Annotated in this window: 11 protein-coding genes; 4 read left to right on the forward strand and 7 right to left on the reverse strand. The window is 69.5% G+C overall.

Going from position 1 to position 12462, the window contains the following annotated elements; all coding sequences use genetic code 11:
- Positions 1-30: 30 nt before the first annotated feature.
- The 6 genes from BN3001_RS00090 to BN3001_RS00115 all read right to left on the reverse strand — a co-directional run bounded on the left by BN3001_RS00090 (position 31) and on the right by BN3001_RS00115 (position 6826).
- Positions 31-831 carry a murein hydrolase activator EnvC family protein gene (locus BN3001_RS00090; protein ID WP_148362906.1) on the reverse strand — a complete coding sequence of 267 codons (801 nt, stop codon included), beginning with the start codon at positions 829-831 and terminating at the stop codon, positions 31-33.
- Positions 832-990: 159 nt separating this feature from the next.
- Positions 991-1488, reverse strand: coding sequence for a Cys-tRNA(Pro) deacylase (gene ybaK, locus BN3001_RS00095; protein ID WP_058269811.1), 498 nt, complete (start codon positions 1486-1488; stop codon positions 991-993).
- Positions 1489-1497: 9 nt separating this feature from the next.
- The gene (uvrA, locus tag BN3001_RS00100) at positions 1498-4392 is read right to left on the reverse strand and encodes an excinuclease ABC subunit UvrA (RefSeq protein ID WP_058269812.1); all 2895 of its coding nucleotides are present in this window, start codon (positions 4390-4392) and stop codon (positions 1498-1500) included.
- A 127-nt stretch (positions 4393-4519) separates the two neighbouring features.
- The gene (locus tag BN3001_RS00105; protein ID WP_058269813.1) at positions 4520-6130 is read right to left on the reverse strand and encodes a DUF4153 domain-containing protein; all 1611 of its coding nucleotides are present in this window, start codon (positions 6128-6130) and stop codon (positions 4520-4522) included.
- 16 nt (positions 6131-6146) lie between these two features.
- A complete protein-coding gene (locus tag BN3001_RS00110) occupies positions 6147-6365 on the reverse strand; it encodes a helix-turn-helix domain-containing protein (protein ID WP_058269814.1) in 219 nt (72 codons plus the stop codon).
- Positions 6366-6367: 2 nt separating this feature from the next.
- Positions 6368-6826 (reverse strand): DUF2975 domain-containing protein, encoded by a 459-nt coding sequence (locus BN3001_RS00115; protein WP_058269815.1) that lies wholly within the window; start codon positions 6824-6826, stop codon positions 6368-6370.
- A gap of 247 nt (positions 6827-7073) precedes the next feature.
- On the opposite strand from BN3001_RS00115, the gene BN3001_RS00120 reads away from it, so the two are divergent.
- The 4 genes from BN3001_RS00120 to BN3001_RS00135 all read left to right on the forward strand — a co-directional run bounded on the left by BN3001_RS00120 (position 7074) and on the right by BN3001_RS00135 (position 12025).
- Positions 7074-7940, forward strand: a complete 867-nt coding sequence (locus tag BN3001_RS00120) for an Mrp/NBP35 family ATP-binding protein (protein WP_058269816.1) — start codon at positions 7074-7076, stop codon at positions 7938-7940.
- Between the two features lie 320 nt (positions 7941-8260).
- Positions 8261-9379: an NAD(P)/FAD-dependent oxidoreductase gene (locus BN3001_RS00125; protein WP_058269817.1), complete on the forward strand. Its 1119-nt coding sequence runs from the start codon at positions 8261-8263 to the stop codon at positions 9377-9379.
- Positions 9376-11040, forward strand: a complete 1665-nt coding sequence (locus tag BN3001_RS00130; protein WP_058269818.1) for an NAD(P)/FAD-dependent oxidoreductase — start codon at positions 9376-9378, stop codon at positions 11038-11040. Before BN3001_RS00125 ends, BN3001_RS00130 begins: the two co-directional genes overlap by 4 nt.
- 67 nt (positions 11041-11107) lie before the next feature.
- The gene (locus tag BN3001_RS00135) at positions 11108-12025 is read left to right on the forward strand and encodes an Abi family protein (RefSeq protein WP_058269819.1); all 918 of its coding nucleotides are present in this window, start codon (positions 11108-11110) and stop codon (positions 12023-12025) included.
- Between the two features lie 78 nt (positions 12026-12103).
- Here the strand turns inward: BN3001_RS00135 and BN3001_RS00140 are convergent, their stop codons facing one another.
- Positions 12104-12379: a PTS sugar transporter subunit IIB gene (locus tag BN3001_RS00140; RefSeq protein ID WP_058269885.1), complete on the reverse strand. Its 276-nt coding sequence runs from the start codon at positions 12377-12379 to the stop codon at positions 12104-12106.
- Between the last annotated feature and the right edge of the window lie 83 nt (positions 12380-12462).

Genomic DNA, 12462 nt, shown 5'->3' on the forward strand with positions numbered 1-12462 from the left:
ACACATCTAGATGTGTATAAGAGACAGCGGCTAGTCCGCGCGCGCTGCGGCGGCCGCGGCGGCCTTGCGCTGCTCCTCCTCGCGGGCGGCCTCGATCTCGGCGTCACGCTTGGCCATGAGGTCCTTGACGTCCTGGTCAAGCCCGTCCACGACCCTCTGGGACTCCCGTCGCCTCTCCTCCATGGCCGCCCGCTGGCCCCTGAGCGTGTCACCAAGGTCCTGAAGCCGCCTCTTCTGCGCCTCGAGGTCGGCCTTCTGGCTCTCGAGCTCAGACTTCTGGCGCTCGAGCTCAGAGCGCTGACGCTCCAGCTGGGCCTTGAGGTTCCTTATGGACTCGATCTGCTCGTTCTGCGCCTGGGCGATCTTGTCGGAGTAGTAGATGCTGCTGGCAAGGTCGTCGAGGGACGAGGAGTTCAGCACGATGTCCAGCATGCTGATGCCGCCCGAGGTGTAGGTGGCCGCGACGCGCTCGCCGAGCTGCCTGCGCTTGTCGTCCATCTGCCTCTGGCTGCGCTCGACGTCCGCCTGCTTGGCCGCGATGGCCTTCGTGGACTCGCCGATCTTGTCCTGGGTGCCGTCTATCTGCCTCTGGGTGTCGTCAAGCTGGGCCTGGGTCTGGTCCTGCTTGTAGGCGAGCTCCTCGAGCTGGGCTCCCAGGGCGTTGAGCTTGTCCTCGGCGGCATCGAGCCGAGACTGCGCGCCCGAGAGCGCGTCGAGCGTCTCCTGGGTGGCCTGGGGCTCGGCATGGGCGCGCGCGGAGAGGAGCCTCGTGGTGGAGAGCACCAGCCCCGCGGCCAGTGCGATGGACTGTCTCCTTGTGACGCCCGCCATGTGTGCCCGCACCCCCGTCCACGCCATGACCGCCACGACGACGGTCGCCTAGGAACATCCACTATAGCGCAGCACCAGGCGTCCCTCCCCGAGAGGGCGAGCCCTGCCAGCTGCGCGCAAGCTGGCCTCTAGCGACGCGCGATGACGCGCCGTCGCAGCCTACCCGCGCACGATGTCCGCGAAGCGCGCGCCGACGAAGGACGCGAGCTTGAGGGGGTCAAGCTCAAGGCCCAGTCCCCGGCGCCCCCCGGAGATGCCGATGGCCTCAAAGAGCTGCGCCGTCTCCTCGATGAGCGTGGGAAAGGGCCGCTTCATGCCGATGGGCGTGCAGCCTCCGCGCACGTAGCCCGTCGTGGCCTCGAGGTCCCTCATGGGCACGAGCTCGAGGGACTTCTCGCCCGCCGCCGCGGCGGCCTTCTTGAGGTCGAGCTCCTCGGCCACGGGCAGGCAGCAGACCACGTGGTCGCCCGAGGGCGCCACGCACACGAGCGTCTTGAACTGGGACTGAGGGTCGGCGCCCGACTCCTCGGCCATCCTGAGGCCCAACCCGCGCGAGACGTCCGTCTCGCCCGCGTGCTCATGGACGACGTAGGCGATGCCCGCCCGGTCGAGCTCGCGCATCGCGTTGGTCTTTTCCGGTCGCCTCTTGCGTGCCATGGCCCTCCCCTATGCGCGATCCGCCATGCGGGCGCGGTCGCGCTCGAGGATGGGGGCAAGGTAGCGGCCGGTGTGGCTTTCGGGCAGGAGGGCGATCTCCTCGGGCGTCCCGTAGCCCACGATGGTGCCGCCGCCCTCGCCGCCCTCGGGTCCCAGGTCGATGATGCGGTCGGCCATCTTGATGACGTCCAGGTTGTGCTCGATGACCAGCACGGTGTTGCCCACGTCCACGAGCTTCTCGAGCACCTCAACGAGCATGCGCACGTCCTCAAAGTGCAGGCCCGTGGTGGGCTCGTCGAGGATGTAGAACGTGCGCCCCGTCTGCTGGCGGTGAAGCTCCTTGGCGAGCTTCACGCGCTGGGCCTCGCCTCCCGAGAGCGTCGTCGCGGACTGCCCCAGGCGGATGTAGCCCAGGCCCACGTCAAAGAGGGTCTGCAGCTTGCGCTTGACCCGCGGGATGTTGCCAAAGAACGCCAGCGCCTCCGTGACCGTCATGTCCAGCACGTCACTGATGGTCTTGCCGTGGTAGGTGACCTCGAGGGTCTCTCGGTTGTAGCGCTTGCCGTGGCAGACCTCGCAGGGCACGTAGACGTCGGGCAGGAAGTTCATCTCGATCTTGATCTGGCCGTCTCCCTTGCAGGCCTCGCAGCGCCCGCCCGACACGTTGAACGAGAAGCGCCCCGGGCTGTAGCCGCGCGCACGACTCTCGGGCACCGAGGCAAAGAGATTGCGCAGGTCGTCCCAGAGGCCGATGTACGTCGCGGGGTTTGAGCGCGGCGTGCGGCCGATGGGGCTCTGGTCGATGTCGATGACCTTGTCGATGGTCTTGCGTCCCTCGGCGTCGACCAGCCCCTCAAGCGAGCGGTACGCGCCCACCGGACGCTGCGAGTGGTGCACGGCGTTGGTGAGCGCGGGCGCGAGCGTGTCCGTGACGAGCGACGACTTTCCCGACCCCGAGACGCCCGTGACCACGGTAAGCGTGCCAAGCTCCACCTGCACGTCCACGCCCTTGAGGTTGTTGGCCCGGGCGCCCGTGAGCTCGATGGCGCCGGCGTCGGGACGCCGGCGCGCCTCGGGCAGCTCCACGATCCTCCTGCCCGTGAGGTAGGCCCCCGTGATGGAGTCGGGATGCCTGCAGATGTCCTCGGGGGTGCCCGCGGCGACGACGGACCCGCCCAGCTCGCCGGCGCCCGGGCCCATGTCGATGACATAGTCGGCGGCGCGGATGGTGTCCTCGTCGTGCTCCACCACGATCACGGTGTTGCCCTGGTCGCGCAGGCGCTTGAGCGTGTCGATGAGACGATCGTTGTCGCGCTGGTGCAGGCCGATGGAGGGCTCGTCCAAGATGTAGAGGACGCCCATGAGGCCGGCGCCTATCTGGGTGGCCAGGCGGATGCGCTGCGCCTCGCCGCCCGAGAGCGTCGCCGCGGCGCGGGACAGCGTCAGATAGTCAAGTCCCACGTTGACCATGAAGCGCAGGCGCGCGACGACCTCCTTGACGACGGGCGCGCCGATGAGATGCTGACGCTCGGTGAGCGTGAGCCCCTGGAAGTACGCCAGGCACTCGGCGCAGGACATCTCGCAGACCTCCTGGATGTTGCGTCCGCCCACCGTCACGGCAAGGTACTCCGGCTTCAGTCGGGCGCCGTGGCAGCTGGGGCAGGGCACCTCGCGGATGTAGCGCTCGAGGTGGGTGCGCATCGTCTCGCTCGTGGTCTCCTGGTACTTCTCGAAGAGGATGGCCCGCACGCCCGAGAACTTCGTGAGCCAGCTCGTGTCGCGACCGCTCAGCGTGTGATAGTTCACGCGCACCTGGGTGTCGCCCAGGCCGTCAAGAAGCGCCCTCTGCGTCCGCTTCCTGAGGTCCTGCCAGGGCGTCTTCTCGCTCTCGCCCAGATGCTGGCAGACGGCGGCCAGAATCTGGGGATAGTAGTTGGACTTGCCGACGACGCCGGCGAACACGCCTCCCGCGACGGAGAGCGTGGGGTCCTCGATGAGCGCCTCGGCGTCCACGATGCGCCTCACGCCGATGCCGTCGCAGTCGGGACAGGCGCCGTAGGGGGCGTTGAACGAGAAGTCGCGGGGCTGGAGGTCGTCGATGGAGTGGCCGTGCTCGGGGCAGGCCAGCGCCAGCGAATACTGGAGCAGGTCTCCCTCCTCGCCCGCGGGGGCGTCGCGGCCGGGAAGGAGGTAGAAGGCGACGCGGCCCGAGGCCAGGCGGCAGGCCGTCTCGACCGCCTCGACGATGCGGCCCAGGCTCCCCTCGCGAATGACCACGCGGTCGACGACGACCTCGATGGAGTGCTTGTACTTCTTGTCGAGCTTGATGGGGTCGGACCCCAGCTCGCGCACCTCGCCGTCCACGCGCACGCGACTGAAGCCCTCCTTCGAGAGGTCCTCGAAGAGCTTGGCGTACTCGCCCTTGCGCCCCAGCACGACGGGCGCCAGGACCAACGCGCGCCTGCCCTTGCCGGCGACGAAGACCTTGTCCGCCACCTGGTCGGTCGTCTGGCGCTCGATCACGCGGCCGCACTCCGGGCAATGGGGCGTGCCGACGCGCGCAAACAAAAGGCGCAGGTAGTCATAGATCTCCGTGACGGTGCCCACCGTGGAGCGAGGGTTCTTCGAGGTGGTCTTCTGGTCGATGGAGACGGCCGGCGACAGGCCGTCGATGGAGTCGAGGTCGGGCTTGTCCATCTGTCCCAGGAACATGCGGGCATAGGACGAGAGGCTCTCCACGTAGCGACGTTGCCCCTCCGCGTAGATCGTGTCAAAGGCGAGGCTCGACTTGCCCGAGCCCGAGAGCCCCGTGATGACCACGAGCCTGTCACGCGGAATGGTGACGTCGACGTCGCGCAGGTTGTGCTCGCGCGCGCCGCGAATGACGATGGATTCAGATGCCATGTGTGCCGCCTTGATAGATGAACATGCCCTACGTTCAGCCGCATATCCCTATACCCGCTGCGGCACGCCGTCTATCGTAGGCCTCCCGTCCATCCCGCGCCGCTCGCCGCGGCCCAGTCACGAAATCTCACCTGCCGCCCGAGAGGAGCTCCGCGGCCGTCAGCGTCGACCAGGTTTCGCCGTCCCAGTAGTGCTCGAGGGCGTCGAGCTCGAGGCGCGCCTGGTCCTCGCAGGCAGGGCTTTCCTCGGCAAGACGCGCGATGGCCCACCTGGCGTCGGGAGAGAGGGACCCCAGGTAGTCGACGTCGATGACCTCGATGCTTCCCGACAGGTAGCCGTCCACGTTGAACGAGGCGATCCGAGCGGCGGGCCCGCTGAGGATGAACGCGCACCAAAGCGCCAGGAGAAAGGCGAGCGACAGCCTGAACGTCGGCAGGTGCGGGAGGGCGATGCTCGCCCCCACGAGGGCGACGAGGCCCGCGATGGCCACCATGCCCAGGTAGGTGAGGGCCCTCAGCAGGCTCAGCCCATAGACTCCCACGTACAGGCTCATGCGCAGGGCGGCCGAGGCGAGCACGACGAGCGTGGCCGCAAGAAGCAGATACTGCAGGACGCCCACGTGACGCGCCGACTCGGCGTCGCGGCGCAGCCACCGGCTCACGAGCACGACGGCCAGGTTGATGGCGGCGTCGGCGACGAGCTGGAAGAAGCCCGAGCGCGCGTAGGCGGCGTAGCCCCCGAACGCCGCCGTGGAGGCGGCCCCCCCAAAGAGATAGGCAAACTGGATGATGACGAAGACGGCATACACGACGTCAAGCATGAGGAGGGGCACGGTCACGGACAGGGCGCTCGCGTCGCGCCGTCGAGCGGACGGCGCGCCTTGCACCTGAGAGCCCTGACGGTCGGCGAGGGCGACGAGCAGCGAGAAGGACAGCGTCCCCACGACGGCCACGCGCACGGCCCGCCAAACCCAACGCTCCCAGCCCTCCCCCACCCACAGGAAGCTGTCCTCAAGAAGGCGCATGAAGACGGCGTCCGCAGACGCCAGGAGGGGAACCACCAGCGCGAGGACCACGACGCCCGCCAAAAGTCCCAGCCCTGCGGAGACAAGGCTCCTCGTCGCCAGCGAGGGGCGCAGCGACAGCAGGCGGCCCGCGTTTCTCACCTGGGCGCTAAAGAAGAAGGCCAGGGCCGCCAGACAGCCCCTGAGCGAGAGGGCGATCCTCTCGGCGCCGCCCGAGAGCAGCAGGAACGTAAGGACGCAGCAGGGCCCCAGCACGAGGGAGTTGAGGAGCCTGAGCTCCGTGCTGGCCGTGAGGGAGGGCGCCACAGACAGAAGGGCGCAGACGACGGCGAGGGCAATCGTCTCCCTCCCCAGGCGTCGAGGACCGCGCCCCAGCACGAGGGCGACCGCAAGGAAGCACAAGAGCGAGAGGGTCACGCCCACGCCGCCAAGACAGGGAAAGAAGGGGGCGAGACCCAGCGGCAAACCGTCCACGCAGGCGGTCCACAACAGCGCGAGGAGGAGGGCCAGGCCCAGGCACGGCAGATCCTTGGGACCGGGGGCAAGATTCTTTGGGCCCGGGGCGAAATCCCGGGGACCCGCAGGGCCGGGGGCGACCTCCGGTCTTGAAGGCGTCGCCTCGTCACGTTGCGGCGCGAGGGGCGCCAGGGCAGCGTTTGAGGTAAAGCTCGCCTCGGGGGCCGGCGGGCGGCCCTCGTCACGACGTTTGTCCATGATGTGTCGCTTTCTGCTAGGGTTTCTCTTCAGGCAGATATTCCAGCAGGTCGGCGGGCTGGCATCCCAGCTCCCTGCACAGCGCCTCGAGCGTCGAGAAGCGGATGGCCTTCGCCTTGCCGTTCTTGAGGATGGACAGGTTCGCCATCGTGACCCCCACGCGCTCCGAGAGCTCCGTGAGGCTCATGCGGCGGTCCGCCAGCACGAGGTCGAGCTTCACCCTGATGCTCCCCATCCCTACACCACCAGGTCGTTCTCGTCCTTGAGCTGGGCGGCGCCCTCGGTGAAGGCCGAGAGCGCCACGCAGACGACCGCCAGCGAGACGCAGAACACGAGGGCGACGGAGAGCGACGCCACGACGGAGAAGACGATCTGATCGGCCGAGGCCACGTAGGCGACGGTAACGGCGAGCCAGACAAGGACGTCGATGGCGGCAAGGTAGCCCATGGAGCGCAGGCGACGCGCGTTGTTGCGGGAGAAGACCTCGCCCTCCCCTATGGCCGAGAAGAGCGTCCATGACACGACGGCCAAGGCCATGAGGGGCGCCACGCCCAGGGCGAACGCCAGGGTCGAGCCGGAGGGGACGACGTCGCGGGCCTCTATGGCGGGTATGACGAGCGCCAGGACGAGCACGCACGCCGCGACGGCAAGGAGGTCGATGGCCTTGAGCACCACGGACATCTCGCGCTTGGACATGGCTGCCTTCCCTCTCTCTATCTGACGCTGCCCAAGAGCATAGCAGTTTTATATCGAATTTCAATAAGAACTTATCGTTTTTCGATAAATACTTTGATGCGAAACGCCGGGCTGGACGCTACGCGCGCCGCAGACCCCGCGCAGGCGCCCCTCCCCTCTCATGGGTAGAATGGACGAGACAGCCAGACCCCGACAGCGCGCGGACGACGCGCTGGCTTCATTGGGTTCATCCAGGAGAGGAACGTTCATGCCAGACATCGACAAGGAGGCCCTGCGCCGCGAGGTTGACGCGGCGCTCGGCCACAATCGCGCGGCCGCACAGGCGCAGCAGGGCCCGCAGCGCTTCATCCCCGGGCCAGGAACGACCATCAAGCACGTCATCGGCGTCGTCTCCGGCAAGGGGGGCGTCGGCAAGTCACTCGTGACGGGCGCCCTGGCCGTGAGCCTCTCTCGCGCGGGAAGGAAGGTCGGCATTCTCGACGCCGACATCACCGGCCCCTCCGTGCCCAAGATGTTCGGCATGGGCGGCCGGCACGCCCGCGCCGTCAACGAGAGGATCGTGCCCCTCGTCTCGAAGGGCGGCATCAAGGTCATGAGCACCAACCTCGTGCTTGAGAACGAGACCGACCCCGTGCTGTGGCGTGGCCCCATGCTGATGGGCGCCCTACGCCAGTTCTTCGAGGACACCGACTGGGGCGAGATCGACTACCTGCTCGTGGACATGCCCCCCGGAACGGGCGACGTGGCGCTCACCGTGTTCCAGAGCCTCCCCGTAGAGGGCATCGTCATCGTCAGCTCCCCCCAGGACCTCGTCCAGATGGTCGTGGGCAAGGCGCTCAACATGGCCGCGATGATGGACGTCCCCGTGGTGGGCCTCGTGGAGAACATGAGCTGGCTCTCCTGCCCCCACTGCGGCGGGCGCGTCGAGCCCTTTGGCCCCAGCCGCCTTGCCGAGACGGCCGAGCACGTGGGCATCGCCGCCCTGGACGAGCTGCCCATCGACCCCGCGCTCGCCGCCGCCTGCGACGCCGGCACCTTTGAGGAGGCCCTGCCGGAGGGTTTCGTGGCGAAGGCGCTCGACCAAATCCTGGCCCACGAAGAGCTGGAGGGATAGGGTCCGATGGCGCCATCGAGCAGAACGGGCGCGCGGAGGTCGTCGCGCGCGGCGCGGCGCGAGGAGCTGCTGCGCGCGGCGGCGCGGGTGGAGGTCCCGTCGTCCGTGGACGTCTGCGTCGTGGGCGGCGGGGCCTCGGGCCTCGTTGCGGCCGTCTGCGCCGCCGATGCCGTCGCAGTCGGCGGAGGTCGATGGGGTCGTCAGGAACACCGGGCTCGACGCGGGGGTCAGCCATGGGGTCCCGTTCCGCCGGGGCGGGAAGTGCGGGCCGGGCGCCTGCCCTGGGCCTGTCTCTGATACCCAGCTAGGCCGGCGCCGGCGTGCTCGTGGCGGACGCCGCGCCCGAGTGCGGCAGGACCATCCTCGCCACGGGCAACGGGCGTTGCAACTTTTCCAACGTGTCGCTCGACCTCAGGCGCTACAACGACCCCGCCTTCGTGGGGGCCGTCTTCGGCGAGAGGCCCCTCGACGACATCCTCGGCTTCTTCAGGGACTGCGGCCTGCGCTGGGGTCTGGAGGAGGACCGCCTGTACCCCCGCTCGCGACGGGCCGCGAGCGTCCGCAACGTGCTTCTGGCGCGCCTGGCGCGCTCGGGGGCGGTCGTGGCGGCCGCCCGCGCGGCCCTGGGGGCGCGCCGGGAGCGCGACCGCACCCTGCTGCGCCTCTCCGGGGTGCCCGACCACGGCCTCGACGCACGTCTTTCGTGCCGCTCCCTGGTCATCGCCTGCGGAGGCGCCGCCCAGCCCTGGCTCGAAGACCTAGGGCTTGCGACGCGTGCCGCGCATCCCGCGCTCTGCCCCGTCGCCTGTGAGCGAGACCCCCTTCTCGCGCTGGACGGCCTGCGCGCGCCCGTCGCCCTGTCCCTCGTGAGCCGGCGGTCAGGCCTGCCCCTGTGGCGCGAGCGCGGCGAGGTCCTCGTGCGCCCCTACGGCATCTCGGGCATCGTGAGCCTCAACCTGTCGCGACGGGCCGCCGCAGGGGACACGGTGCTCATCGACCTTGCGCCCGACCTCTCGTCATCGGAGCTGCGACGGCTGGTGGACCCGCGGGCGCACGGACGCGCCGCGCGGGGCCGTCTGGACGGCGTCCTCGACCCCGAGCTCGCCGCCCTTCTGGAGAGGCGTGCCAAGGGCGACGTGGAGCAGCTCCTTGCGCTGGCGAAGTCCTATCCCCTGGTCGTGCGCGGCCTCGCCGACCAGGGACATGCCCAGGTGTCGTCGGGCGGCCTCGTCACCGGGCAGTTTGCGCCCGACACGCTCGAGGCGCAAGAGCTTCCGGGCGTCTTCGCCTGCGGCGAGGCGCTTGACGTGGATGCCGACTGCGGGGGATTCAACCTGTCCTGGGCCTGGAAGAGCGGCATGGTGGCGGGTGCGGCGGCAGCCGCTCGCGCGTTGGGGTGCTCCCGGTCGCACGCGAGCGGTGAGGAGGAGGGCCGATGATCGACGTCTCCAACGTGCGCGTGGAACTCGGACCCCTCGACGGCAGCGAGGAGTCCGAGCGGGCCGCCCTCCGGCGGGCGGTGTCGCGCAAGCTGCACCTCACCCCGGACGACCTGGCGTCCCTGGAGCCGCGCAGGCGCTCCGTGGACGCTCGCAGGAAAGCTCAGCATGACGTCCACCTGCTCTTTACCGTGCGCGTGCGTCTGCGCGGCGGCGCCAACGCCGAGCAGGAGCTGCTGAGGCGGCTGGCCCGCCGCCAGGGACGCGACGTGCGGCTTGCCAATGACAGACCGCTGCGGGCGCCTCGCGCGCCGCACGGCGGGATCACGACGCGCCCCGTGGTCGTGGGGGCGGGCTGTGCGGGACTCTTCTGCGCGCTCACCCTCGCCGAGGCGGGCCTTGAGCCCCTGCTTGTTGAGCAGGGCTACGAGGCTGACCGCCGTGGCAGGGACGTGCGGCGCTTCGTTGAGACGGGCGAGCTCGACCCCCGGAGCAACATCCAGTTCGGGCTGGGCGGCGCCGGGGCCTTCTCGGACGGCAAGCTGGGAACCGGCACCAAGAGCGTCGCTCACGGGCTCATACTCCAGGCGCTCGTCGACGCGGGGGCCCCGCGCCAGATCCTCTGGGACGCCAAGCCTCACGTTGGCAGCGACGTGCTGCCCCGGGTGGTGACCCGGCTCTGCGAGCGAATCCGGCAGGCCGGCGGCGAGGTACGCCTTGGATGCAGGCTCACCGAGCTTTCGCTGGCCGGCGGCCGAGTGACGGCGGTCACGCTCGAGACCGTCTCGCCGACGGGAGACGTCACCAGGGAGCGGGTCCTCGCGAACGACGTGGTGCTGGCCTGCGGCCATTCCGCCCGCGACGTGTTCTCGCTCCTTAAGGAGCGGGGCGTGGCGCTCGAGCGCAAGACCTTCGCCATGGGCGTGCGCATCGAGCACGAGCAGCACATGGTGGACCTGGCGCAGTACGGCCCCTGCGCCGGGCATCCCGCCCTGGGGGCCGCACCGTACAAGCTGGTCGCCAAGGCGGGCGCGCGGCGAGCGGCCTTCTCGTTCTGCATGTGCCCGGGCGGGTTCGTGGTGGCCGCGGCCAGCGAGCCTGGCGGCGTGGTCACCAACGGCATGAGCCTGAGCGACCGCGCGGGACGTAACGCCAACGCCGGCCTGCTCGCCAACGTCTTTCCCGACGATCTCGCAGGCGACGACGTCCTGGCGGGCGTGGCGCTCCAGAGGCGCTGCGAGCGGGCCGCCTTCGAGGCGGGAGGCGGCAGCTACGTGGCGCCCGCCCAGCTGGTGGGCGACTTCCTTGACGGCGTGGCGTCAAGCGCCGGCGCCGAGGTGCGGCCCACCTACCCGCGCGGCGTCGCCTGGGGCAGCGTCGAGGGCTGCCTGCCGGCGTACGTGACGCAGGCGCTGCGCGCCGCCATACCCCAGATGGACCGGCAGCTGCGCGGGTTCGCCAGCCGAGGCGCCGTGCTCACGGGCGTCGAGACGCGCTCGAGCTCGCCAGTGCGCGTGACGAGGGGCCCTGACCTGCAGTCCGTCTCGACGAGAGGGCTCTGGCCCTGCGGGGAGGGCGCGGGCTACGCGGGCGGCATCATGAGCGCGGCGACCGACGGCATACGCGTCGCCCGGGCGCTCGCGGAGGGCCTGGGACGCTAGGAGGGCATCCGGGACGAGCCCCGCGGCGGGCGGGGCGCCCGGACGGCAAGAGGACCGGAGGACCCGCATGAACAAGGTGTTTCTGAGCATCGACGAGCAGATCGCGCTGCTGAGGTCTCGCGGCGTCGCCTGTGACGAGCGGGCGGCAGACATCCTGACCCGCGAGGGCTACTACGCCATCATCAACGGCTACAAGGGGCCCTTCCTCAACGAAGGCGCCCAGGTCGAGAAGGATCACTTTGCGCCCGGCACCACCCTGGAAGACCTCTACGCCCTCTGCCGCTTTGACCGCGAGCTGCGCGGCCTCACCTTCAAGCAGATCATGCACGTGGAGACCCTCCTGCGCTCCGTCATCTCGCTGAGCTTCTGCGAGTGCCATCGCAGGCCCAACGCCTATCTCGACCGCAACAGCTACACGAGCGAGCGCCACTACCTGCGCGGCGCCGGCGAGTACCAGAAGGACCTTGACTGGCTCATGAACACGCTGTCGCGCTACGCCCATGCCCAGGCGGGGCAGGACAACGTCCGTGTGACCTGGTACCAGACGCACTATGACGCCATTCCCCTGTGGGTCATCTTCTCGGACCTGACCTTTGGCAACCTGCGCTACTTCTACGCCCTCATGCGCAAGGCGGAGCAGCAGGCCGTGTGCGAGCGCATCATGCAGTCGAGCGGGCGGGGCGCCAAGGAGCGCCTGCACCTGACGCCGCGGGGCGTCTACGCTGACCTGATGTGCCTGGTGGACGTCAGAAACGCCTGCGCGCACGAGGAGCGACTCTACTCGACGCGATTCGGCCAGGACGCCACGACGAGCTTCACCGATGTCCTGCGCGTCGTCCGGCGCTATCTGACCAAGGACGAGACCCGCCAGTTTGGCATGGAGCTCGTGCGCATGATGGACGAGTTCTCCCAGGGGCAGGCGTCTCTCTTGCGCATCCTGAGCACGAGCGGCATCAGGGAGGCGGCCCAGGAGCTCACGGGATAGCGCGGACGCAGTCAGACGTCAGGCGCCGGGCACCGGACGCGTCATCGACGCCCAACGACCCGCCCGCGCAACGCGCGACTAGCGCAGCGCCTCGATGAGCCGAGCAAGCTCGACGTCCTGCCCCATGCCCGTGAGGAAGGCCACGCCGTTGATGGTGGGGACGTCGTAGCTCCTGTCGTCCCTGACCACCGCCACGTAGGCGTCGGCGCCCTCAAGGGCCGCGTCGAGCTCGGCCATGGAGACGGCGCGGATCTCGGCCTTCACGCCGCGCTCGGCCAACAGGCCCTCGATCCTCTTTGCCACCGCATGCGACGTGGCCACGCCGGCCCCGCAGGCGACTACGACCTTTGCCATGCTGCACTCCCCCAACGACGCGTTTGCAACGGGACGGACGGCGCGAGGCCGCCTCTCCTGAGTATACCAGCCGGAACGCTCAG

This window comes from Olsenella massiliensis (assembly GCF_001457795.1).
Taxonomy (GTDB): Bacteria; Actinomycetota; Coriobacteriia; order Coriobacteriales; family Atopobiaceae; genus Olsenella_F; species Olsenella_F massiliensis.